The 23,411-nt window shown below is 65.2% G+C and carries 26 protein-coding genes and 1 tRNA gene; 21 read left to right on the forward strand and 6 right to left on the reverse strand.

Going from position 1 to position 23,411, the window contains the following annotated elements:
- The first annotated feature begins 17 nt into the window (after positions 1-17).
- The 11 genes from pyrH (at position 18) to rpmE (ending at position 10,205) form a co-directional block, all read left to right on the forward strand.
- Entirely contained in the window at positions 18-737 is a 720-nt protein-coding gene (gene pyrH / locus BG023_RS07800) for a UMP kinase (protein WP_069309958.1), read from the forward strand.
- 26 nt (positions 738-763) lie between these two features.
- Positions 764-1,321, forward strand: a complete 558-nt coding sequence (frr, locus tag BG023_RS07805; RefSeq protein ID WP_069309959.1) for a ribosome recycling factor — start codon at positions 764-766, stop codon at positions 1,319-1,321.
- Positions 1,322-1,386: 65 nt separating this feature from the next.
- Positions 1,387-2,028, forward strand: coding sequence for a polyprenyl diphosphate synthase (uppS, locus tag BG023_RS07810; RefSeq protein WP_069309960.1), 642 nt, complete (start codon positions 1,387-1,389; stop codon positions 2,026-2,028).
- Positions 2,015-2,767, forward strand: a complete 753-nt coding sequence (locus BG023_RS07815; protein WP_069309961.1) for a phosphatidate cytidylyltransferase — start codon at positions 2,015-2,017, stop codon at positions 2,765-2,767. The genes uppS and BG023_RS07815 overlap by 14 nt, the downstream gene beginning before the upstream one ends.
- A gap of 7 nt (positions 2,768-2,774) precedes the next feature.
- Positions 2,775-3,941 (forward strand): 1-deoxy-D-xylulose-5-phosphate reductoisomerase, encoded by a 1,167-nt coding sequence (gene dxr / locus BG023_RS07820; RefSeq protein ID WP_069309962.1) that lies wholly within the window; start codon positions 2,775-2,777, stop codon positions 3,939-3,941.
- 16 nt (positions 3,942-3,957) lie between these two features.
- Positions 3,958-5,055, forward strand: a complete 1,098-nt coding sequence (rseP, locus tag BG023_RS07825; protein ID WP_069309963.1) for an RIP metalloprotease RseP — start codon at positions 3,958-3,960, stop codon at positions 5,053-5,055.
- 233 nt (positions 5,056-5,288) lie between these two features.
- Positions 5,289-8,081 (forward strand): outer membrane protein assembly factor BamA, encoded by a 2,793-nt coding sequence (bamA, locus tag BG023_RS07830; protein WP_083234607.1) that lies wholly within the window; start codon positions 5,289-5,291, stop codon positions 8,079-8,081.
- A complete protein-coding gene (locus tag BG023_RS07835; RefSeq protein ID WP_069309964.1) occupies positions 8,081-8,767 on the forward strand; it encodes an OmpH family outer membrane protein in 687 nt (228 codons plus the stop codon). Before bamA ends, BG023_RS07835 begins: the two co-directional genes overlap by 1 nt.
- A gap of 19 nt (positions 8,768-8,786) precedes the next feature.
- Entirely contained in the window at positions 8,787-9,266 is a 480-nt protein-coding gene (fabZ, locus tag BG023_RS07840) for a 3-hydroxyacyl-ACP dehydratase FabZ (RefSeq protein ID WP_069309965.1), read from the forward strand.
- Positions 9,267-9,284: 18 nt separating this feature from the next.
- A complete protein-coding gene (locus BG023_RS07845) occupies positions 9,285-9,875 on the forward strand; it encodes a hypothetical protein (RefSeq protein WP_069311203.1) in 591 nt (196 codons plus the stop codon).
- Between the two features lie 105 nt (positions 9,876-9,980).
- A complete protein-coding gene (rpmE, locus tag BG023_RS07850; protein WP_069309966.1) occupies positions 9,981-10,205 on the forward strand; it encodes a 50S ribosomal protein L31 in 225 nt (74 codons plus the stop codon).
- A gap of 79 nt (positions 10,206-10,284) precedes the next feature.
- Here rpmE and BG023_RS07855 read toward each other — a convergent pair whose 3' ends face one another.
- Together BG023_RS07855 and BG023_RS07860 are read right to left on the reverse strand one after the other, a co-directional pair.
- Complete coding sequence (locus BG023_RS07855; RefSeq protein WP_069311204.1) at positions 10,285-10,602, reverse strand: TraR/DksA family transcriptional regulator; 318 nt, start codon at positions 10,600-10,602, stop codon at positions 10,285-10,287.
- Complete coding sequence (locus BG023_RS07860; RefSeq protein ID WP_069309967.1) at positions 10,602-11,237, reverse strand: prolyl hydroxylase family protein; 636 nt, start codon at positions 11,235-11,237, stop codon at positions 10,602-10,604. Before BG023_RS07860 ends, BG023_RS07855 begins: the two co-directional genes overlap by 1 nt.
- A 235-nt stretch (positions 11,238-11,472) precedes the next feature.
- On the opposite strand from BG023_RS07860, the gene BG023_RS07865 reads away from it, so the two are divergent.
- The 10 genes from BG023_RS07865 (at position 11,473) to BG023_RS07905 (ending at position 19,834) form a co-directional block, all read left to right on the forward strand.
- Positions 11,473-11,549, forward strand: a tRNA-His gene (locus BG023_RS07865).
- A gap of 71 nt (positions 11,550-11,620) precedes the next feature.
- A complete protein-coding gene (locus BG023_RS07870; protein ID WP_069311205.1) occupies positions 11,621-12,688 on the forward strand; it encodes a Glu/Leu/Phe/Val family dehydrogenase in 1,068 nt (355 codons plus the stop codon).
- 98 nt (positions 12,689-12,786) lie between these two features.
- A complete protein-coding gene (ccmC, locus tag BG023_RS07875; protein ID WP_069309968.1) occupies positions 12,787-13,545 on the forward strand; it encodes a heme ABC transporter permease CcmC in 759 nt (252 codons plus the stop codon).
- On the forward strand, positions 13,545-13,685 hold the full coding sequence (gene ccmD / locus BG023_RS14705; RefSeq protein ID WP_150122824.1) for a heme exporter protein CcmD: 141 nt from the start codon (positions 13,545-13,547) through the stop codon (positions 13,683-13,685). The genes ccmC and ccmD overlap by 1 nt, the downstream gene beginning before the upstream one ends.
- Positions 13,686-13,699: 14 nt before the next feature.
- Positions 13,700-14,164 (forward strand): cytochrome c maturation protein CcmE, encoded by a 465-nt coding sequence (gene ccmE, locus BG023_RS07880; RefSeq protein WP_069309969.1) that lies wholly within the window; start codon positions 13,700-13,702, stop codon positions 14,162-14,164.
- The gene (locus BG023_RS07885; protein WP_069309970.1) at positions 14,161-16,143 is read left to right on the forward strand and encodes a heme lyase CcmF/NrfE family subunit; all 1,983 of its coding nucleotides are present in this window, start codon (positions 14,161-14,163) and stop codon (positions 16,141-16,143) included. Before ccmE ends, BG023_RS07885 begins: the two co-directional genes overlap by 4 nt.
- Before the next feature lie 6 nt (positions 16,144-16,149).
- Positions 16,150-16,677, forward strand: a complete 528-nt coding sequence (locus BG023_RS07890; protein WP_069309971.1) for a DsbE family thiol:disulfide interchange protein — start codon at positions 16,150-16,152, stop codon at positions 16,675-16,677.
- Entirely contained in the window at positions 16,674-17,114 is a 441-nt protein-coding gene (locus tag BG023_RS07895) for a cytochrome c-type biogenesis protein (protein WP_069309972.1), read from the forward strand. Before BG023_RS07890 ends, BG023_RS07895 begins: the two co-directional genes overlap by 4 nt.
- Positions 17,111-17,758, forward strand: a complete 648-nt coding sequence (locus tag BG023_RS07900) for a tetratricopeptide repeat protein (protein ID WP_069309973.1) — start codon at positions 17,111-17,113, stop codon at positions 17,756-17,758. Before BG023_RS07895 ends, BG023_RS07900 begins: the two co-directional genes overlap by 4 nt.
- 126 nt (positions 17,759-17,884) lie before the next feature.
- Positions 17,885-19,834: a potassium transporter Kup gene (locus BG023_RS07905; RefSeq protein WP_069309974.1), complete on the forward strand. Its 1,950-nt coding sequence runs from the start codon at positions 17,885-17,887 to the stop codon at positions 19,832-19,834.
- Here BG023_RS07905 and BG023_RS07910 read toward each other — a convergent pair.
- Genes BG023_RS07910 through dapF form a run of 4 tightly spaced genes read right to left on the reverse strand, consistent with a single transcriptional unit; the run spans position 19,831 to position 23,373 of the window.
- Complete coding sequence (locus BG023_RS07910) at positions 19,831-20,481, reverse strand: inner membrane-spanning protein YciB (protein ID WP_069309975.1); 651 nt, start codon at positions 20,479-20,481, stop codon at positions 19,831-19,833. The genes BG023_RS07905 and BG023_RS07910 overlap by 4 nt on opposite strands.
- Complete coding sequence (gene ftsY / locus BG023_RS07915) at positions 20,481-21,404, reverse strand: signal recognition particle-docking protein FtsY (protein WP_069309976.1); 924 nt, start codon at positions 21,402-21,404, stop codon at positions 20,481-20,483. The genes BG023_RS07910 and ftsY overlap by 1 nt, the downstream gene beginning before the upstream one ends.
- Positions 21,401-22,576 carry a MiaB/RimO family radical SAM methylthiotransferase gene (locus tag BG023_RS07920; RefSeq protein ID WP_083234609.1) on the reverse strand — a complete coding sequence of 392 codons (1,176 nt, stop codon included), beginning with the start codon at positions 22,574-22,576 and terminating at the stop codon, positions 21,401-21,403. The genes ftsY and BG023_RS07920 overlap by 4 nt, the downstream gene beginning before the upstream one ends.
- Complete coding sequence (dapF, locus tag BG023_RS07925; RefSeq protein WP_069311206.1) at positions 22,573-23,373, reverse strand: diaminopimelate epimerase; 801 nt, start codon at positions 23,371-23,373, stop codon at positions 22,573-22,575. The genes BG023_RS07920 and dapF overlap by 4 nt, the downstream gene beginning before the upstream one ends.
- Positions 23,374-23,411: the final 38 nt, after the last annotated feature.

The following is a 23,411-nucleotide window of genomic DNA, read 5'->3' on the forward strand; positions in this document are numbered from 1 at the left end:
ATGGATTCTGGCCACCCATGTCTCTTCCTCCGATCAAGCGCGTCCTCCTGAAACTTTCGGGCGAAGTGCTGATGGGCAACCAGCAGTTCGGGATCGACCCTGAATTCGTCGCCGAGCTGGCCAAGGAAGTGAAGGCGGCCAAGGAAACCGGGCTGGAAGTCTGCCTCGTCATCGGCGGCGGCAATATCTTCCGCGGCATGGCGGGCGCGGCCAAGGGGATGGACCGTGCGCAGGCCGATTACATGGGCATGCTGGCAACCGTTATGAACGCGCTGGCGATGCAGAACGCGCTCGAACAGCTCGGCGTGCAGACCCGCGTGCAGTCCGCGATCGAGATGGACAAGGTGTGCGAGCCGGTGATCCGCCGCCGCGCCGAACGCCATCTGGAAAAGGGCCGCGTGGTGATCTTCGCAGCAGGTGTCGGCGCACCCTATTTCACTACCGATAGCGGTGCGGCACTAAGGGCTGCGGAAATGAAGTGCGACGCGCTGCTCAAGGGCACCAGCGTTGACGGGGTCTATGATAGCGATCCTAAGCAGAACCCCAATGCTACCCGTTTCGATACCGTGAGTTACGACCGGGTGTTGGCAGATAACCTCAAGGTGATGGACGCCTCCGCTGTGGCACTGTGCCGCGATAACAAGATCCCGATTGTGGTCTTCTCGATCCGCGAGAAGGGCAATCTGGCCCGCGTTCTGGCGGGCGAGGGTGTCCAGACCATCGTCCAAGACAACTGATTTCGATAACAAAGGAAACTTCAGCCATGCCGCAATATGACAAGGCCGATGTCGAGCGCCGGATGAAGGGCGCTGTCGAGGCTCTCAAGAGCGACCTTCAGGGTCTGCGCACGGGACGCGCCAACACCACCCTGCTCGATCCGGTGCAGGTGGAAGTCTATGGCTCGATGATGCCGCTCCAGCAGGTCGCCACGGTGTCCGCGCCCGAGCCGCGGATGCTGAGCGTGCAGGTGTGGGACAAGTCGAACCTCCATGCGGTGGAAAAGGCGATTGCCTATGCCAACCTTGGTCTCAATCCGATCATCGACGGGCAGACTTTGCGTCTGCCGATCCCTGATCTGACGCAGGAGCGCCGCAAGGAGCTGGCCAAGCTCGCGGGCCAATATGCCGAAAAGGCCAAGATTGCGATCCGCAACGTCCGCCGCGATGCGATGGAAAGCCTCAAGACCGACGAGAAGAAGAAGGAAATCTCCGAGGACGATCGCAAGCGTTCCGAAGAGCAAGTGCAGAAGCTGACCGACCAATACGTCAAGGAAACGGACGAGGCGGCAGCCAAGAAGGAACAGGAAATCCTGACACAGTAAGGTCAGGATTTCGGATCGTGGGAACAGGATTGGACCAGTCGCGCGCCAGACATGTCGCCATCATCATGGATGGCAATGGCCGCTGGGCCAAGAAGCGCGGGTTGCCGCGCGCTGTCGGCCATCAGCGCGGGGTCGATGCGGTGCGGCGGCTGGTCCGCAGTCTCGAGCCGACCGGGCTGGAATGCCTGACGCTCTACGCATTCTCGTCGGAAAACTGGAAGCGGTCGGAGGACGAGGTCGATGATCTGATGAACCTGATGCGCCGGTTCATCAAATCCGATCTGCCCGAATTCGTCGCCAACAATGTGAAGCTCAAGATCATCGGCGACTGGCAGTCATTGGCGCCCGATATCGTCGCGATGCTCGAAGATGCGCTGGCGCAGACTGCCAATGGCAAGCAGACGCTCGCCGTGGCGCTCAATTACGGCGGGCAGCACGAAATCGCGCGCGCGGCAGCGAAGGCGGCAGCGAGCGGCGATGTCACCATCGAGACGATCGCCGCCAACCTCGATACCGCCGATCTGCCGCCGCTCGATCTGCTGATCCGTACCAGCGGCGAGGTTCGCCTGTCGAACTTCCTGCTGTGGCAATCGGCCTATGCCGAGATGCTGTTCGTAGATACCTTGTGGCCCGATTTCGAGCCTGCCCATCTGGCGCAGGCGCTCGATGACTTTGCGCGAAGGGAGCGGCGTTATGGCGGGCGCTGAATTACGCCGGCCCGGTGCCTCCGATCTGCCGGTGCGGCTGGCCTCGGCGATCGTGATGCTGGTGGTTTCGGGCGGCGCGCTGTGGTTCGGCGGTTGGGTGTGGAGCGCCTTCGTCGCGCTGCTCGCGCTCGGTGTGCTGTGGGAATGGAACCGTCTGGTCAGCGGGTTTGCCAAGTCGGGCGTGGCCGAGACCGTGTGGTTCTTTGCAGGCGTGGTCTATATCGGCGGCGCCGCGCTCGCCATGATGGCGGTGCGCAATGGCCGCCAGATCCTGCCGCTTGATCCGCAACTGAGCGGTTATGGCCCGGTCGAGGTGCTGGTCGCCTTCATCCTTCCGGTGGTCGCGGTCGATGTTGGCGCCTATTTCGCGGGACGCGCAATCGGCGGGCCGAAGATCGCTCCCACGATCAGTCCGTCCAAGACCTGGGCAGGGCTGGGCGGCGGGGCGCTCGGCGCGGCACTGGTGGGCGTGATGGTCGAGCTGACCGATTTCGGCCCTGCGGCGATGCCCGGCTATACCGCGCTCAGCCTCGGCATGGCGGCGTTCTCCGGCGTGCTGATCGCGGTGCTCGCGCAGAGCGGCGATTTCTTCGAAAGCTGGATGAAGCGGCGCGCGGGGGTGAAGGATTCCGGTCATCTCATTCCGGGGCACGGCGGATTGTTCGACCGGCTCGACGGCTTCCTTGCAGTGTTCTTCGTGCTGTTTGTGATTGCCACCATCCCCCCTTTGCTGGGATGATGCTGCGATGACGCGGACGATCACCCTGCTTGGCGCCACCGGCTCGATCGGCGCATCGACGCTCGATCTGGTGCGCCGCAACCGCGATGAATGGCAGGTCGAGGCGCTGACCGCGCAATGCAGCGCCAAGGAACTGGCTGCGCTCGCCATCGAATTCGGCGCGAAGCTGGCGGTGGTGGGCGATGAGGCGTGCCTCCCCGAACTGCGCGCGGCGCTGGGCAATAGCGGGATCACAGCGGCGGGCGGAAAACAGGCGCTGGTCGAGGCTGCGGCGCGGCCGGTGGATATGACCGTGGCGGCTATCGTCGGCTGCGCGGGTCTGGTGCCGGTCATGGCGGCGGTCGAGCGGGGCGGCACCATCGCGCTCGCCAACAAGGAAGCGCTGGTCTCTGCGGGGGAAGTGCTGATGCAGGCGGTCGCGCGCCACGGCGCAACGCTGCTGCCGACGGATTCCGAACACAACGCGATCTTCCAGTGCCTCAACGGCAACCGCATCGAGGATGTGGCGAAGATCACGCTCACCGCCAGCGGCGGCCCCTTGCGGACGTGGACGCAGGCGCAGCTTGATGCCGCCACCCCCGCGCAGGCCGTCGCGCACCCCAACTGGTCGATGGGTGCCAAGATCAGCGTCGATTCCGCGACGATGATGAACAAGGGGCTCGAGTACATCGAGGCTTATCACCTCTTCCCGGTCGGGCTGGATAAGCTCGGGATCGTCGTCCACCCGCAGAGCGTGATCCATTCGATGGTCGAATTTCGCGACCGCTCGACACTGGCGCAGCTTGGCCCCTCGGACATGCGTGTGCCGATTGCCTCGTGCCTGGCCTGGCCGCAGCGCATGGAAACGCCACTGGCACCGCTCGATTTGGCGGCGATTGGCGAGCTGACCTTCTTCCCGCCCGATGAAGTGCGCTTCCCCGCCACCCGTCTGGCACGCGAGGCGATTGCGGCAGGCGGTTCAGCCCCCGCGATCCTCAACGCCGCAAACGAGGTCGCGGTCGCCGCTTTCCTCGCCGGTCAGATTTCATTCACCCGTATTGCGGCATTGGTGGAAGAGACGTTGGCGCGCAGCAATGATGCGCCGCGTCCGGCCAGCCTTGAGGAAGTCCTCAGCCTCGATCAATCCGCGCGCAGGCACGCGTCCAGCCTGCTGGAGAACTCCGCCCTTGTTTGATAGCCCACCTTTCTGGATGTACATTGTCGGCTTCCTGCTGCTGCTGGGGCCGCTCGTCACCCTGCATGAACTTGGCCACTATCTGGTCGGCCGCTGGTTCGGCGTGAAGGCGGAAGCTTTCTCGGTCGGTTTCGGCAAGGAGATTGCCGGATACACCGATAAACGCGGCACGCGCTGGAAGCTCTCGGCGCTGCCGCTGGGCGGTTATGTCCAGTTCAAGGGCGACATGAACCCGGCCTCCGTTCCCGATCCCGATGCGCCGGCCGAGGAAGGCAGCTTCCAGCATGCCGCCCTGTGGAAGCGGGCGCTGATCGTCGCCGCCGGGCCGGTGACCAACCTGCTCGTCACGATTGCGATCTTCGCTGCTTTCTTCGCCGTTCTCGGCAAGCCGGTGATCACCGGCACCGAGGATTCTCGTGTCGTCGGAGGGTTTGCGCAAGGGAGTGTGGCCGAGGCTGCGGGGCTGGAGATCGGCGACACGATCGTCGCCATCGATGGCCGCCCGATCGTCGATTTCAGCGATTTGCGCACGCAGGTGGCACTGCATCCGGCCACCCGCATGGTGCTGACCGTCGAGCGCGATGGCGAAAAGCGCGACATTGCGCTCACCACCGCCCGCAAGGTCGAGGTCGACAGCTTCGGCAATGAAAGCGCAATCGGCCACATCGGCGTCGCAGCGTCGGGTGGGCAGTATGTCCTTGAAGATGTTGGCGTGATCGAAGCGATCCCGCTGGCGGTGCAGCAGAGCTGGGACTTGATGGGTATGATGGTCACCGGCATCGGCCAGATCATCACCGGAGAACGTTCGTTCAACGAACTGGGCGGCCCGCTCAAGATCGCCAAGTACTCGGGCGAGCAGATGAGTCTCGGGATCGTCGCCTTTATCAATTTCGCCGCGCTGATCTCGCTTAATTTGGCATTCATCAACTTCTTGCCAATCCCCGCGCTCGATGGCGGGCATCTGATGTTCTACGCGGCCGAGGCGATCCGCCGGAAGCCGGTGGGACCGCAGGCGACCGAATGGGCCTATCGCACCGGCATCGCGCTGGTGTTGATGCTGATGGTGGTGGTGACGGTGAATGACCTCTTCACGCTTCCCTTGTTCGGTCGTTGATCCAGCAGAGCGGAGCGCGGCGGGGGCGCATGGCCGCATGGCCGTGCAAAAGCGGGACGGGCAGGGCGCAATCCGCGCCCATGCGGCTTGACCCGCGACGGGCACATCGGGCAGAGGCGGGGCCGGAGCGGCGGGAGCGCGCCATGACAGGCGCATGAGGTCACTTGAGCAGTGGTAATCCGGGTCGCTTCAGCGCGGCGCGATACGGACGGATGGAACGGGATTTTGCCGGAATGAACGCAATCAGCGAGACAGGCGCAGCGCCTCTCCAGAGCACGTCTGTCGCAAAGGCATCGCGCGCGCCCCGCGCGGGCCGTGGCCGCATGGCGGTTCTGCTGTGCTGCGGCTCGATGCTGGCAGGCGTGCCCGGCGCAGCCTTTGCGCAGCAGCAGGCCGGTGCTGCACAGCCTGCCGCCCAACCTGCACCGGCGCCTGCACAGGCGCCGCGCGCCAACACCATCCGCACCATCACCGTAACCGGCGCCGAACGTCTCGAGCCGACCACGATCCTCAGCTACATCCGCCTGCGGGTCGGTCAGGAATACACCTCGACCGCGGCGGACGAAGCGCTCAAGGATCTCGGTGCGACCGAGCTTTTCGCCAATTTCTCGATCCGCAACGATAACGGCAATGTCGTCATCACCGTGACCGAGAACCCGGTGATCAACCGCATCGTGTTGGAGGGCAACGAGCGGCTGAAGCCCGACAAGATCCTGCCCGAAATCAAGCTGTCCCCGCGCCAGATCTTCACCCGTTCCAAGGTGCGCGCGGACGTGGCCCGCATCATCGAGCTCTACAAGCGCCAGGGCCGGTTCGCCGCACAGGTCGAGCCGAAGATGGTGCAGCTGCCGCAGAACCGCGTCGATATCGTCTTCGAGATCACCGAAGGCCCGAAGTCCAAGGTCCGCCAGATCAACATTCTCGGCAACGAGAAGTTCTCCGATGGCGAGCTGCGCGGCGAGATGGTGACCAAGCAGGCGCGTCTGACCAGCTTCTTCAGCTCGAACACCAGCTATGACCCGGATCGTCTGGCTTTCGACCAGCAGAAGCTGCGCCAGTTCTACCTGACGCAGGGCTATGCCGATTTCCGCGTGGTTTCGGCCGTGGCGGAACTGACTCCCGACCAGCGCGACTTCATCATCACCTACGTGGTCGAGGAAGGGCAGCAGTACAATTTCGGCGAGGTGAAGGTCGACAGCCAGCTGCGCGACTTCGACAGCGACGTGATGAGCACGCAGCTGCCGATGAAGGATGGCGATGTCTACAACGCCAAGACCGTCGAAGACACGGTCGAGCAGCTGACCGAACTGGCGGGCCGTTATGGCTATGCCTTCGCCGACGTGCAGCCGCGCTTCAACCGCGATCCGGCCAACCTCAAGATGAACGTGACCTTCGTTCTGCGCGAAGCGCCGCGCGTCTATGTCGAGCGGGTCGACATCAACGGCAACACGCTCACCCAGGACAAGGTCGTGCGCCGCGAGTTCCGTATCGCGGAAGGCGATGCGTTCAACAGCCTCGCCGTGCAGCGCACCACCGCGCGCATCAACTCGCTCGCCTACTTCCAGGAAAACTTCGAAGTCAGCCAGAGCGAGGGCAGCGCGCCTGACCGCATCATCCTGGAAGCGAACGTCGAAGAACGCCCGACCGGCGAACTGCAGTTCTCGGCCGGCTTCTCGTCGATCGAGCAGTTCATTCTCGCCGGCTCCATCCGCCAGCGCAACTTCCGCGGGCGCGGGCAGACGATCGGGCTTTCGGTCAACTATTCGCAGTTCTCGCGCTCGGCGCAGGTGAGTTTCAGCGATCCTTATATCTTCGATCGCAACATCTCCGGCGGGATCGATCTCTACCGCCGCGATTTCAACAGCTTCAACTTCACCAACAACGATCGCAACACGACCTTCAAGCAGGCCACCACGGGCTTCTCCGCCCGCGCCGGTGTGCCGCTGACCGAGTACATGTCGCTGATCGGCAGCTACACGCTCAACTATGACGACGTGACGCTGGACGAGAACCTGTTCTTCTCGGACATCGACGGCGACGGGACGCGAGAATGCGACTCGCGGCTGGCCGGGCGCTTCCTGTGCGACACGATCGGTACGCGACTGTCCTCGATCGTCGGCCTCAGCCTCAACTACAACTCGCTCAACTCGCGCGTGCGCCCCTCGCGGGGTAAGACCATTGCGCTCAGTGGCGAATTTGCAGGTCTGGGCGGGGATGTGCGCTATGTCCGCTTCCGCGGCCGCGCGCAGCAGTTCTGGAACGTCGGCAATTCGGGCTTCATCTTCTCGCTGCTGGCCGAAGGCGGCACGATCATCCCGCTACGCGACCGTCCCGGCGCTGGTGTGGACGATGTGTTCCTCAACGACCGCTTCTTCCTTGGCGAACCGCAGTTCCGCGGCTTTGCCATCCGCGGCGTCGGCCCGCGCATCCTGACGCAGCAGTCGATCCTCAACGACCTCACAAATACCCCGGTGCTGGATGCCAACGGCAATCCCACCTACATTACCGAGCGCAACCGCGTGCGCGATGACGCGATCGGCGGGCGCAACTACTACCTTGGTCGGGCGGAGCTCGAAATCCCGCTCGGGAGCGGTGCGCGCGAGCTGGGGCTCAGGCCCTCGATCTGGGCTGACGTCGGTGCGCTTTGGGGCGTGGAGACGCCGGTGCTGACCGTCAATCCGGCGGGTACGCAGCTGGTTGATGCAACCACGGGCCTGCCGGTGTACTCGACGTCCATCGGGCCTGATGGCCAGCCGATCCGTGACGCGAACGGAAATATCACGCGCGTGGCGACGCCTTCGGCGTTCGACGTGAACGGCGATCCTAACCGGCGCGAAATTGTGGCCGGCACCAATACCAGCGAATTCTTCCTCGGAAACTCGCCGAGCCCGCGCGTCACCGCCGGGATCGGGGTCAACTGGAACTCGCCCTTCGGACCTTTCCGCATCGACTTCGCCCAGACCATTCGCAAGGTCGAAGGCGATGACGAGCGGCGCTTCACCTTCAACGTAGGAACGCAATTCTGATGACTAATTTTGCCAAGCTTCTCGCCCCGGCTGGCCTTGCGCTTACCGCGCTGGTCGCGCTGCCTGCCCAAGCGCAGGTCGATGGCCGCATGGCGACCGTCGATATCACCCGCACGATCATCGGCACGACCGCCTTCCAGACCGCCTACGAGCAGGTCAACACCACCTACACCACGCAGAACGAGCTGCGCCGCACCAAGGCACAGGAGCGCCAGACCCTGCTCGCCAAGTTCGACAAGAACGGCGACAAGCAGGTCGATGACGCGGAATTGCAGGCGATGCAGAAGTCGCCGGATTACCCGAAGCTGCAGACGCTCGAGCAGGAAATCCAGGCGCTCAGCAACCAGATCGACGGTGCGCGCATCTTCGCGATCGAGCAGATCATCGGCCAGTACAACGCCGCGATGCAGGACGTGATCACCAAGCAGCAGATCAAGATCGTGATCGATCCGAGCTCGCTGATCTACGCGCCGCCGGAAGCCGACATCACCCAGCAGGTGGTGACCGCGCTCAACACCAAGGTGCCGGCGGTGGGCGTTGTGCCGCCTGCTGGCTGGCAGCCGACCCGCGAAGGCGTGCAGCTGTATCAGGATATCCAGCAGCGTCTTGCCGTCGCCGCGCAGATCCAGGCGGCGCAGGCCGCACAGGCGCAGCAGGCCAATCCGGCCGCGCCGGTCGGTCGCTGATCGTAACGGAGCCGTCAGAATGAGCGACACGGATAGCGCACCGGCCGAGGTGCTGGATTACGATATCGTCAAGATCCTCAAGGCCTTGCCGCATCGCTATCCGCTGTTGCTGGTCGATCGCGTGCGGTCGATCGCGCTCGGCGAGCGGATCCACGCGGTCAAGGCCGTGAGCATGAACGAGCAGTTCTTCCAGGGGCATTTCCCCGGAGCGCCGATCATGCCCGGCGTGCTCCAGATCGAGGCGCTGGCGCAGGCCGCCGGCATCCTCGGGATCGAGACGATGGAGCTGGCCGGCACCGGCAAGCTGGTGATCTTCATGGGGATCGAGAACGCCAAGTTCCGCGCCCCTGTGACCCCGGGCTGCCTGCTCGACCTGCACGTGGAATTCACCCAGAAGCGCAGCCGCGTCTACAAGTTCAAAGGTGTGGCGAGCGTCGAGGGGAAGACCACCTGCGAAGTCGAATTCACCGCGATGATGACGGATCCGCCCTCTGCCTGATCAGTTGCGGTGGTGAAGATGGGACGCAAGGGTTTGCCAATCGCTGGTCCAGTTTTGGCCGCGCTGGCGCTGGTGCTGGCGATGCCTGCCGCCGCGCAGGAGCCGGTCGCGGACAATGCCGAAGTGGCTGCGATGTTCGCGGCCGATCAGGGCCAGCGCACCGGCGATAATCAGGATCCCGAGGCCGGCTTCAAGGCCGATACGGAGCGCCGCGCCCGCACTCGCGCGCTTTACGATGCCGGGGCGCTTAGGACGGCCAACGACTATTTCGGTGCGGCTTTCATCTTCCAGCATGGCAACGAGCCGCGCGACTATCTGCTGGCCCATGCGCTGGCGATGCGCGCGCTGGCGCTTGGCCGCAAGGATGCCGAGTGGATCGCGGCGGCCACGCTCGACCGCTACCTTCATGCGATTGGCCAGCCGCAGGCCTTCGGCACCCAGTATCGCTTTCCGGACGGGGGCGGTGTCTCGATGGAGCCTTACGACCGTACGCTGCTTTCCGATGCGCAGCGCCGTGCGACCGGGGCAGGCGATCTCGCCGCGCAGGCCCGGCAGCTCGAGGAATACGCAAAGCTGGTTCCTCCCGCTGCGGCCAGCCCGGGTAATTGACCGCGCGAGAGTGGTTGCAATGGGCCGCGTTTGTCGCTAGGCGCGCCGCTTCCCATTTCATAGCACCGCCGGTCGGCACCGGCGAAAGCTCGAAGGAACTACGTCATGAAGACCGAAGGTCACCCCGATTACCACATGATCACGGTCAAGATGACCGATGGCACCGAATTCCAGACCCGCTCGACCTGGGGCAAGGAAGGCGATGTGCTCGCGCTCGATATCGATCCGCTGAGCCACCCTGCATGGACCGGTGGCAAGCAGCAGGTTGCCGAAGGTGGCCGCGTGGCGCAGTTCAACAAGCGCTTCGGCGGGCTCAGCCTCAAGAAGTAACCAGCGTTTCAAGCTGCGCGGGCTTCGGCCCGCAACGAGGGAGGCGGGCCGACGGGCTCGCCTTTTTCGTTTCAGCGCCTCACTCCGCGCACTTGATGCAGCGGGTAGCCATGGGCTGGGCTTCGAGCCGTTCGGGCGCAATCTCCGCCCCGCAATTGGCGCAGCTGCCATAGGTGCCGTTGTCGATCCGGGCGAGCGCGGCGCGAATCTGCCGGGCCTCGGCAAGCAGCACGTCATCGACCCCTTCCAGCGCCTCGTCATCGGCAAGGTCGACCGCCTGTTCGGCAAAATCGGCATCGAGCGGCTGGCGCAGGTCATCCTCGATCCCGCGCGAACGTGCGGCCAGCTCGGCCAGTCGCCCGCGCAGCGTCGCCGCGATATTGCTGTAGTCTCCCATCATCCCCTCCATTCGCGTTCGCGATACCATTTGGTGATCACGTATTTGACGCCCTTTCTGACCTTCATCCCGTGGTGAAGCGTCGCCGGGTTCACCCCGCCATCGTGCAGGCGGTTGTTCCAGCACAGCAATTTGCCCGCTTCGGGTTGGAAGGTCTTGTCGAGCACCTTGAAACGCGTAGCGCCCCCGGCCGCGACGTCATTGAGATAGATCATGAAGGTCCAGGTGCGATTGCCTGAATGCGCGCAATAGGTGTGATAGTCGCGCCCGCCCGGGGTGAAGTAATCGGTGTGCGCCTTGAACTCCTGCCCGACATCGTAGCGCTGGCCCTGAAGCGGTTCGCCGAACGCCGGATCGATGCCCGACAGCGCCGTGAGCATCGCTTCAATCGTCTGCACGGCGGGCAGATCGGCGGCGAGGTCGCAGGTCTCGCTGGTGCGGAAATAGGCATCGCCATTGTCGTCGGCGATGGTCGAGGGGCGACGATCCCGCTCGATCAGCGCGATCAGATCGGCGCACAGCTCTGCGCTCGCGAATCGCCGCGATTGGAACACTTCGGCCTTCGGGCTAGGCACCCGCTGCATTCCGCCCTGTGCCGCAAGCCGGCTGGCGATGGAGTCGCTGGTTGGGATCATGGTGACGCGAGGATAAATCCACCACCATGCTTGGCAATGGTTTCAGGCCTCGCGTAACAATCTTGCGTCAACGCGACCGCAAAACAGTTTTCGCTTCCCTTGGGCAGGCCTTTGTGCAAGAGGCGCGAGCCCCGCCGTCAGGCCACTTGACCGCGCGTGTGCCTTGCGTAAACCGCGCGCTCTTCGCGTGGGCTTGGCAACGACCGGAACGGTGGTATGCGGGCCGGGGCGTGTGGCGATCATAGCTCAGTTGGTTAGAGCGCCGGTTTGTGGTACCGGAGGTCACGGGTTCGAACCCCGTTGGTCGCCCCATCTTCTCCCCGCCCCATCTCTATTCGTATTCGCGTCCCGTCGCCCTGTTCCGCGCCGACAGGGGACCGATGATGACCGCTTTCTGGGCCGAACCCGATTTCGATGCGCACGAATGCGTGCAGCTGGTGCATGACCGCGCGAGCGGGCTTACGGCGATCATCGCGATCCATTCGACCCATCTTGGCCCCTCGGCCGGCGGCACCCGCTTCTGGCATTACAACGACCCCGCTGGCGCGATGCGCGATGCGCTGCGCCTGTCGCGCGGGATGAGCTACAAGAACGCGATGGCGGGCCTGCCGATGGGCGGGGGCAAGGCTGTGATCCTTGCCGATGAACAGCGGATCAAGACCCCCGAAATGCTCGCCGCTTTCGGCGATGCGGTCGAGGCGCTGGGCGGGCGTTATGTCACGGCAGAGGACGTCGGGATTACCGAGGCGGACATGGTCGCTGTTTCGCAGCGCACCGCCCATGTCTCCGGCCTGCCGGTCGAGGGCGAGGGCCGCGCGGGCGGCGATCCCGGCCCGTTCACGGCCTTCGGTATCTATCTCGGCATCAAGGCGGCCGTCGCGCACAAGCTCGGCACCGATAGCCTCGCGGGTGTCCGCGTTGCGGTGCAGGGCACGGGCTCTGTCGGCGGCGGCGTGGCACGTCTGCTGGCGAAGGACGGCGCAGTGCTGACGCTCGCCGATATCAACGCCGCTCGCGCGGCAGCACTGGCGGACGAACTGGGCGGCGTGGCGGTCGCCTCCGATACGATCATGAGCACGCCCTGTGATGTCTTCAGCCCCAATGCGCTTGGCGCGATCCTCGATGATGCAGGCATCGCCGGGCTCGATTGCGCGATTGTCGCAGGCGGCGCCAACAACCAGCTCGCCCGGCCCGAGCACGGCACGCAGCTGGCCGCACGCGGCATTCTCTACGCGCCCGACTACGTCATCAACGCCGGTGGCATCATCTCGGTGGCGACCGAATATCTCGCCCGCCGCGAAGGCCGGATCGGCGATATCGCCGAGGTCGATGCGCTGGTCGGCCAGATCCCGGGACGGCTGACCGCGATCTGGCGCGAGAGCGAGGCGAGCGGCGTTTCGGCCGATGTTGTCGCCGACCGGATGGCGCAAAAGCTGATCGGACGCGGCTGATGGCGGGGCGGGAAGCGGGAACTATTCCGCCGGCCCGCCATTTGCGCTCTTGTCGGGAGCGGGTGTAAGGCTAAAAGCCCGCCCTGACGCGAACACCCATGCACATTTACGCCAATCCCACCCGCTTTCTGTCGTTGGCCAAATGGCTGACGCCGCTTCTGTTCTGGAGCGGGCTCGTGCTGTCCTTGGGCGCGGTCGCCTGGGGCCTGTTCATGGTCCCGCCCGACCGGCTGATGGGCGAGACGGTGCGCATCCTGTTCATCCATGTTCCCGCCGCTTGGCTCGGCATGGGCGGCTGGGCCGGAATTGCGATTTCCAGCGCCATGCTGCTGATCTGGAAGCACCCGCTCGCGGCGATTTCGGCGCGGGCGATCGCGGTGCCGGGGATGGTGTTCTGCGCGATCTGCCTGGCTACCGGCTCGATCTGGGGCCGCCCGACCTGGGGCACCTGGTGGGAATGGGACGGGCGGCTGACCTCGATGCTGGTGCTGCTGTTCCTCTACGCTGGGTATATCGCGCTGACCGAAGCGGCCGAGCGCGAAGGGTCTTCGAGCAAGATTGCCGCGATTTTCGGCATGGTCGGCGCGATCAACGTGCCGATCATCAACCGTTCTGTGGTGTGGTGGAACTCGCTCCACCAGCCGCCGAGCATCACCGCGGGCAAGAGCGCGATCGAGGCAACCTTCCTCGTTCCGCTGCTGGTTGCCGTGCTCGGTTTCTCGCTGCTGTTCGGCGGCATCGTGCTGATGCGGATGCGCGCGCTGATCGCCGCACAGCAGGTCGAAGCACGACTGCGGCGCCGCGCGCTCGATGATGATGCGGCGGTTGCTCCGTCGGCGGCGATGGAGCACGCGTGATGCGCGAACAATTGAACCAGTGGGATTTCGTGATCCTCGCCTATGCCGTCGGTATCGCGGCGCTGGCAGCGCTGATTATCTGGTCATGGCGCGCGATGCGGCATCACGAGGCCCGCCGCGACGCGGCCAAGCGGCGCTGAACAAGGGACACGCGATGAAGGCCAAGCATCAACGACTGATCCTCGTCATCATCGCGCTGGTCGCGATTGTCGGCGCGGGCCTGCTTGCCGCGTGGAGCCTGCGCAATCAGGCGAACTATTTCTACCTACCCGAACAGATGGTCGCGACCCCGCCCGAAGTGGGGCAGGCGGTGCGCTTAGGCGGGATGGTGCAGGCCGGTTCGCTCGTCACCGAAGCGGACGGCGTGACGGTGAACTTCAAGGTGACCGGTAACACCGAGGATGCGATCCCGGTGCGTTACAGTGGCATCCTGCCCGATCTGTTTGTCGAAGGATCGGGCGTGGTGGCCGAGGGCAGCCTCGACGAGCGCGGCGTGTTTGTGGCGACCAACCTGCTTGCCAAGCACGACGAGAACTACGTGCCCAAGGAGCTGGAAGGCATGGGCACCGATGAAGCCGCCAAGATGGCCTCGGAAACCACGGTCGGATTGAAGCCGTGATCGCCGAAATCGGTCTTGCCGCCCTGTGGCTCGCCGCAGCGCTTGCGGTGCTCCAGATGATTTCGGGCGCCTTTGCGCTCAAGGCGGGCGAGGGCGAGGTCAACCCGCTCGCCATCTATGCGCGCCCGGCCGCTGTGGTGCAGGCCGGCCTTGCGGTGCTTGCCTTCGCGATGTTGTTGTGGGCCTTTGCGACCACCGACCTTTCGATCAAGCTGGTGGCGACCAATTCGCATTCGATGAAGCCGCTGATCTACAAGATCACCGGCACTTGGGGGAACCACGAGGGCTCGATGCTGCTGTGGGTCGGCGTACTGGCGCTGTCCGGCGGGCTGCTGGCCGCGTTCGAGCGCCGCCTGCCGGAACGCACCATCAGCGCGACGCTGGCGGTGCAGGGCTTTGTGGCGCTGGGCTTCTATGCCTTCCTGCTGCTTTCCTCCAACCCGTTCGAACGCCTGCCGGTGCCGGCGATCGAAGGGGTCGGACTCAACCCGCTGCTCCAGGACATCGGCCTCGCGATCCATCCGCCGACGCTTTACGCAGGTTATGTCGGCCTGTCGGTCGCCTTCAGCCTTGCGATGGGCGCGCTGCTGACGCGCGAGGTCAACCCCGCCTTTGCCCGGGTGATGCGCCGCTGGGTGCTGGGTGCGTGGGTGCTGCTGACGCTGGGGATCACCGCTGGCTCTTACTGGGCCTATTACGAGCTTGGCTGGGGCGGCTGGTGGTTCTGGGATCCGGTCGAGAACGCCTCGCTGATGCCGTGGTTGGCGGCGACCGCGCTGATGCACTCGGTGAGCGTGCTTGCGGCGCGTGATGCGCTGCGGACGTGGACAATCATGCTGGGCGTGCTCGCCTTCTCGATGTCGATGCTCGGTACCTTCCTCGTGCGGTCGGGCGTGCTGACCAGCGTCCACGCCTTCGCGGTTGATCCGGAACGCGGTGCCTTCATCCTCGGGCTGCTCGGCCTCTATATCGGCGGGGCCTTCACCATTTTCGCCCTGCGCGCCGGTGCGGTCGCCGAGGGCAAGCGTTTTGCCGCTATAAGCCGCGAAGGCGCACTGGTGTTCAACAATGTGATGCTCTCTGCGATCCTCGCGATCGTGCTGCTCGGCACGCTTTATCCGCTGGTGACCGAGGCGTTCGACGTGCGCGTGTCGGTCGGCCCGCCCTATTTCAATCCGGCGAGTGCGATGTTCGCGGTGCCGATGTTCCTCGTGATGGCGGTCGGCCCGCTGCTGCGCTGGAAGGATGACAGCCCCAAACGCCTCAAGATCGAGGCAATGGTCATCGCCGCGCTGCTGATCGGCGCAATCGCATTGGTGAGTTTCTTCGGGCAGTTCCCCTTCCTTCCGCTGCTTGGCCTCGGGCTGGCGGCGGCGCTGGCGGTGGCGGCGTTCCTGCCGCTGCGGGGCCGCGCGCTGGCGCGCGTGCCGCTGGCGACCTGGGGCATGGTGCTGGCGCATTTCGGCGTGGCGGTCTCGCTGTTCGGCATGGCCTGCGAAGGGGCCTTCACCGAAGAGCGCCTCGCCGCAGTCGCAGTTGGCGGGACCGAGCAGGTCGGCGGTTTCTCGGCGACCTTGCAGAGCGTTACGCCGGTGGCCGGCCCCAACTGGACCGCGCTGGAAGCCCGCCTTGCTGTGAGCGAGGACGGAGGCGAGCCGGTGATCCTCACCCCGCAGGCGCGCAGCTTCTGGTCGCCGCCGCAATCGACAAGCGAAAGCGCGCTGCTGACCCGTTGGGACGGCCAGCTTTACGCGGTGATCGGCAATCAGGCGGCTGATGGGCGCTGGCAGATCCGGATGTGGTGGAAGCCGTTCGTGACCTTCATCTGGTATGGCGGCTTGCTGATCGCGCTGGGCGGGATCCTGGCGATAATCGGGCGGGTGCAGGTTGAAGCGAAGCGCCGCCGTGCCAGCGCCATCGGCGATGAACGCCGTGCCGGTCTGGCCGCGCTTGGCGCAGAGCCGGTACCGGCGGAGTAGCGCGCGATGAACAACCGCCTGCTTCTCTGGGTGCCGCTTGCCCTGTTCGCCTTCATCGCAGACCTCGCGGGCTATATGCTCACGCAGGAGAAGGACCAGTTCGTCGAAAGCACGATGATCGGTCAGCCACTCCCCGATTTCGCGCTCAAGCCCGCCTTTGCCGGACTGCCCGGTGCGGCCAAGGCGGACTTCACCGGCAAGCCGCGCCTGCTCAACATCTGGGCCAGCTGGTGCCTGCCGTGCATCGCCGAAGCCCCGCAGCTTGAAGCCCTGAAGGCGCAAGGGGTCGAGATTGTCGGCATCGCCATTCGTGACCGGCCCGAGGATGTCGCCAATTTCCTCGCCCGCCACGGCAATCCCTATGTCCGTATCGGCGCGGACGATATCTCCGAAGTGCAGCTGGCGATCGGTTCGTCAGGCGTGCCGGAAACCTTTGTGATCGATGCCAAGGGCGTGATCCGTTACCAGCACATCGGAGATATCCGCCCCGAACACGTCAAGCTGCTGCTGGCCGAGCTGGAGAAGGCGAAATGATCCGCGCCGCTTTGACGCTGCTGCTGGCGCTGTTCGCGCTCCCGCTTGCGGCGCAGGATTCGCTGCCGCCCGCGCCCTATGCCTATAACCAGCTCGACGACCCCCGGCTCGAAGCCGAGGCGACAGCGCTGATGCACACCCTGCGCTGCCTCAAGTGCCAGTCGCAGTCGATTGCCGACAGCGATGCGCCGATGGCGGGCGATATGCGCCATCAGGTCCGCAGCCGCATTCTCGCAGGCGAAAGCCCCGAGGCAATCCGTGCGTGGCTGATCGCGCGCTATGGCGACTATGTCAGCTACGAGCCCGAAGTCAGTGCCTCCACCTGGCCGCTGTTCGCGGTGCCGGTGCTGCTGATCCTCATTGTCGCAGCGGTGTTGCTGCGGCGATTGGGGCGGCGCGGCGCGGCAACACCGGATGATGAAGGAGAGGCGGCATGATCAGCGGCTGGATGGCCATTGCCGCTTTGGCGCTGGCGGCCTTTGCCGCTGCCGTGCTGGTGCTGCGCCTGCCCCGCGAAGGCTTCGGCATCTTCGGTGCGGCCCTGGTGTTCGGTCTTGCGGGCTATGCCTGGCAGGGATCGCCCGGACAGCCTTCTGCACCCAAGTCCGAGACCGCGATTGCGGACAATCAGGGCGAGGCGATGGTCGAGGGGCGCGCGGCGCTGTTCGCTGGCACCCAGCCGCCATCTGCCTACCAATTGACCTCCGATGCCTTTGCCCGGCGCGGGCGGTTTGCCGATGCAGCAGCGATCTTGCAGAAAGGCCTGCGCGATAATCCGCAAGACCAGCAGGGCTGGCTGGCGCTCGGGCTGGCGCTGGTCGGCCATGCCGATGGCATCGTGACCCCGGCGGCGGTCGAGGCCTTCGGCCGGGCGCAGGCGATCGATCCCGCCCATCCGGGTGCGGAATACTTCCTTGGCTACGCCTATCTCCAGAGCGGGGAAATCCGCGCTGCGCGCAATGTCTGGGCCGGTCTGCTCGAGCGTTCGCCGCCTGAGGCCCCATGGGTCGAGGGGTTGAGCGCCGAAGTTGCGCGACTTGACGACATGATCGCCCGCGCGCCGATGCTCCAGGGCCGCTAGTCGTTGTTTTGCCACTAACCCGCACGCTGTTGCAGGTGTAAGGGCGCGGTGCTAGGCGCCCGCCCTCTACGGCCTGAGTCGTCAGACCGTTAGGACAGTGCCCACGGGACGGGACATCCGATTGACATGACCACCGAAGCTTCCGCCGCCGATCATGCCGCAGCGCATGAGACGGAGCATCATCACGGGCCTTCAGGGTCAGCCCTGACCCTCGCGCTTGGCGCCGTCGGTGTGGTGTTCGGCGATATCGGCACCAGCCCGCTCTACGCTTTCCGCGAAACTTTCGCCTCGCACCACGGTGCACCGGGCATCTCGCCCGATGCGGCGCATATCCACGGGGTGCTGAGCCTCGTGTTCTGGTCGATGATGATGGTCGTGACGGTCAAATACGTCCTCACCATCATGCGCGCAGATAATGGCGGGGAGGGCGGCAGCCTCGCACTGCTGGCGCTGATCAAGCGCACCTCGTCGAAGGCCGGGTGGACCGCGCCGTTGATCCTGCTGGGCGTGTTTGCCACCGCGCTGTTCTATGGCGACAGCATGATCACCCCGGCGATCTCGGTTCTGTCCGCGACCGAGGGTCTGCAATACATCGTTCCAGGCTTCAAACCGTGGATCGTGCCGACGGCGGTGGCGATCCTGTTCGGCCTGTTCGCGATCCAGTCGCGCGGGACGGAACGGGTCGGCAAGCTGTTCGGGCCGATCATGCTGACCTATTTCGGGATGCTGGCGACGCTGGGGGTGATGCATCTCAGCGCCAATCCGGCGATCATTCTTGAAACCATCAATCCGCTCAACGCGCTGCGGTTCTTCATGCTTGACGGGTTCGTGGCCTTCGTCGCGCTCGGCAGCGTGGTGCTGGCGGTAACGGGGGCCGAGGCGCTCTATGCCGATATGGGGCATTTCGGACGCAAGCCGATCGGCCTGTCGTGGCTGACCTTCGTGTTTCCCGCGCTGATGCTCAACTACATGGGTCAGGGCGCGCTGATCCTGTCGCAGACCTCGCCGGAAGCGACCGCGGCGCTGATCAAGGATCCGTTCTTCCTGATGATCCCGGATATCGTGCGCGTGCCGGTGGTGATCCTTGCGCTGCTCGCCACGATCATCGCCAGCCAGGCGGTGATTTCGGGTGCCTTCAGCCTGACCCAGCAGGCCATCCAGCTGGGCTTCATCCCGCGCATGGAAATCCGCCACACCAGCGCGGCTGCGGCGGGCCAGATCTATATCCCGGTGATCAATTGGGGTCTGATGATCATGGTCATCCTGCTGGTGCTGTTCTTCCAGTCATCGAGCGCGCTTGCGGCCGCCTATGGTATCGCGGTGACGGGTGCGATGTTCATCGACACGCTGCTGCTTGCCGCCGTGCTGTTCAGCCTGTGGCGCTGGCCACTGTGGAAGGCGCTGCCGCTGGTCACGGTGTTCCTGATTTTCGACATCGCCTATTTCGGCGCGAACCTCATCAAGGTGCCGAGCGGTGGCTGGGTGCCGCTGCTGATCGGCTTCGTCATCTTCACGCTGCTGACCACGTGGTCGCGCGGGCGTGAGCTGATGCGCGCGAGCATGGCCGAAGGTTCATTGCCGATCGAGATCTTCGCCAAGAGCGCGCACGGCAGTTCGACCCGCGTGCCCGGGACTTCGGTGTTCATGGCGTCGAGCAATCTTGGCGTGCCTTCAGCGCTGCTGCACAACATCAAGCACAACAAGGTGCTGCACGAACGCATCCTGATCCTGACCGTGAAGGTGCGCGGTATGCCCTATGTCGACGATGCCGAACGTTACGAGTGCAAGAACCTCGGCAACGGGTTCTACCGCGTAACGATCTATTGCGGCTTCCTCGAAGAGACCGACGTGCCCAAGCTGCTCGACAACCTGACCCTGTGCGATGGCGGGTTCGACATGATGCAGACGAGCTTCTTCCTTTCTCGCCAGACGCTGCTCGCTTCGGACAAGCCGGGCATGGCGATCTGGCGTGAGAAGCTGTTCGCGTGGATGCTGCGTAACGCGGCGAGCGCGATGGAGTTCTTCAACCTGCCGACCAACCGCGTGGTCGAGCTGGGCAGTCAGGTGGAGATCTAACCGCCCGTCGGCGGTTCGTCCTTGAACGCCTCGGCCTTGTCCTCGAAGCTCAGCCCGTGCTTGAGCAGCATCGGCAGCTGGCTGAAGGTGAAGAGGAAGGTTAGCGGCAGGAACACCCAGATCTTGGCCCACAGCCAGCCTTCAAAGCTCATCTGTGCGCGCAGCACTTCGTTGAGGCCTGCCAGCGCGAGGAAAAACACCCCCCAGTTGCGCGACAGCTTGAGCCAGCCTTCGTCCGACAGGCCTTCGAACGCGGCTTCGAGCAGGATCTTGAGCAGTGCCTTGCCGGCAAAGAACCCGCCGAGCAGCGCGACGCCGAAGGTTGCGTAGATGATCGTGGGCTTCAATTGCACGAAGGTCGGATCGCCGAAGAAGATCGTCAGGCTGCCGAAGCCGACGATCAGCGCGGTCGAAAACCACAGCATCGGCGAAACCTTGCCTAGCCGCCACTTCGATATTGCCAGCGCGACCACAGCGGCGATCATGAAGGCGATCGTACCCGCGATGATCGCGGCCAGTTCGCCGACCGGATTGGGATCGGCGGGCGCCTGCCAGCGATAGACGCCGAGGAACACCAGCAGCGGCCCGTAATCGACCGCGACGTTGAGCCAGCTCGAAGCGGCCTTCTTGCCTTCGCTCTCGCTCATCACGCCACCCCGGCAATCACGCGGGCGACCAGATCGGGATCGAAGGGCCTCAGGTCTTCCAGCTTCTCGCCTACGCCGATGGCGTGGATGGGGAGGCCATATTGCTCTGCCGCCGCGACCAGCACCCCGCCGCGCGCGGTGCCATCAAGCTTGGTCATGATGAGGCCGGTGACGCCCGCCACTTCCTTGAACACGTCGATCTGCGACAGCGCGTTCTGGCCGTTGGTGGCGTCGAGCACCAGCACCACGTCATGCGGGGCTTCGGGGTTGATCCGGCCGAGCACGCGGCGGATCTTGGCGAGTTCCTCCATCAGCTCTTTCTTGTTCTGGAGGCGGCCTGCGGTGTCGACGATCAGCGCGTCGATCCCGGTGTCGGTGGCCTGCTTGACCGCATCGAATACGATCGCCGCCGGATCGCCGCCTTCAGGCCCGCGCACCAGATCGACCCCGATGCGGCCTGCCCAAGTGGCCAGCTGGCCGATTGCCGCCGCGCGAAAGGTATCGCCCGCCGCCAGCAGCACGCCGTAATCGTCTTCCTGGAACAGATGCGCCAGCTTGGCGATGGTGGTGGTCTTGCCTGAGCCGTTGACCCCGATCACGAGGATCACCTGCGGGCGTGGGAAGGCGGTGATTTCGAGCGGCTTGGCAACGGGGCGCAGGATCGCGGCGATTTCCTCGGCCACGGCCTCCTTCAGCTCGCGGGTGGTGACTTCGAGCCCGAAGCGCTTTTCCGCCAGCCGCGCGCGGATGCGGCCCGCTGCGGCGGGGCCAAGGTCGGACATGATCAGCGCGTCCTCGATCTCGTCGAGTGTCGCATTGTCGAGCTTGGCCGTCCCGCCGACCCCGGCAAGATTGGTCGTCAGCCGCTCGGAGGTCTTGGCGAACCCGCCGAACAGGCGCTGGGTCCAGCTGGTTTCACTCATCCAAGCAGGCCCTCCCTGGCCTCGCGCACTTTCACGTCAACGATGCTTCCCGCAGCGGTGCCTTCGGGCAACGCGACGCGGGCGTAGTTCGGCGCATAGCCCGTGCCGTCGCGTTCGGCGAGGACGGGGAGCGTTTCGCCCACAAGCCCTGCGAGCCAAGCGGCGCGGCGGCGGGCGGCGCGGGCACGCAGATCGGCGGCGCGGGCCTTGACCACATCGCGCGGCAGTTGCGGCATTCGTGCGGCGGGCGTGCCCGGGCGGGGCGAGAAGGGGAAGATGTGGGCGTGGACGATATCAAGCTCGTCGATGATCGCGAGATTGGCCGCGTGGTGCGCCTCGTCCTCGGTCGGGAAGCCCGCAATCAGATCGGCACCGATTGCGATATCCGGGCGCAGCGCCTTGAGCCGCGCGACAAGATCGACCGCATCAGCGCGGCTGTGGCGGCGTTTCATCCGCTTGAGGATGAGATCCGCGCCGTGCTGGAGCGAGAGGTGCAGGTGCGGCATCACGCGCGGCTCGTGCGCCAGCAGGTCGAACAGCGCGGCGTCGATCTCGATCCCGTCGACCGAGGACAGGCGCAGGCGGGGAAGGGCGGGGAAGGCCTCGAGGATCGCCGCCACCAGCGCGCCGAGGCGCGGTGCGCTTGGCAGATCATGGCCCCAGCTGGTCAGATCGACCCCGGTGAGAACGACTTCCTTGACCCCCGCCGCCAGATGCACTTCGGTCTCGCGCAGCACCTCGGCGACGGTGAGCGAGCGGCTCGTGCCGCGTCCCTGAGGGATCACGCAGAAGGTGCAGGCGTGATCGCAGCCGTTCTGCACCGCGATGAAGGCACGGGTGCGCGCCGGGGCATGGGGCGGGGCATCGCCTGCCACGTTCCATGCGCGGGGATCGAGCTTGGCGGCGTTGGCGACAAGGCCATCCACCTCGTCCATCGCGCCAATCGCCTCGCGGTCGATCTCCGCCGCGCAGCCGGTCACCACGAGGCGGGCGGTGGGATGCGCGGCGCGGGCGCGGCGGATCGCCTGCCGCGTCTGGCGCAGCGCCTCGCCCGTCACCGCGCAGGAATTGACGACGACGAGGTTCTGCTCGCCCGCCAGCATCGCGCGCATCCGCTCGCTTTCCGCGATGTTCATGCGGCAGCCGAGCGAAATGACGGCGGGTGCGTTCAAGCGTATTCGTCCCAGTCGAAGGTGCCGCGGAAGCTTTCCGCTGCCGGGCCGCTCATCATGATCGTGCCGCCGGGCGCCCAGGCGATGTCGAGGTCGCCGCCGGGCAGCGTCACGCGCACCGGGCTTTGCACCAGTCCGCGCCGGATCGCCGCGACGGCGGTGGCGCAGGCGCCCGTTCCGCAGGCACGCGTCAGGCCCGCCCCGCGCTCCCATACGCGCAGGCGCAGGTGATCGGGGGCGACGAGGCTTGCGACATTTACGTTCACCCGCTCGGGAAACAGCGGGTCATGCTCGATCACCGGCCCGAGCGCGTCGAGTGGCACGGCGTCGGCATCATCGACTAAGAAGATCACGTGCGGATTGCCGACGTTCACCGCCATCGGGCTTTCCAGCGCGCCATTGTCCATTGGCCAGCCCACTGGCATCGAGAAGGTATCCATCGGGTAGGCGAGCGGGATCGCGTCCCATTCAAACCGGGGGGCACCCATGTCCACCCGTGCGCCGCCAGCGGTCGGTTCGAGCGTGATCGGCCCGCCCCCGGTGGCGATGGTGACCGGCGCGCCGTGCAGCAGCGCAACCGCGCGGCTGGCATTGCCGCAGGCTTCTACCTCGCCGCCATCGGCATTGAAGATCCGCATCCGGAAGGCGTGGGTATCGTCGGGTTCGAGCAGGATCAGCTGGTCGCAGCCGATCCCGGTGCGGCGGTCGGCCAGGGCGCGTGCCACGCCCTGCGTCATCGTCGGCAGGGCCGACGTGCGCGCATCGAGCACGACGAAATCATTGCCGAGCCCGTGCATCTTGATGAAGGGAATACGCTTCGCCACGGCTGCGCATC

Origin of the sequence: Porphyrobacter sp. LM 6, assembly GCF_001720465.1 — a bacterium.
GTDB lineage: Bacteria > Pseudomonadota > Alphaproteobacteria > Sphingomonadales > Sphingomonadaceae > Erythrobacter.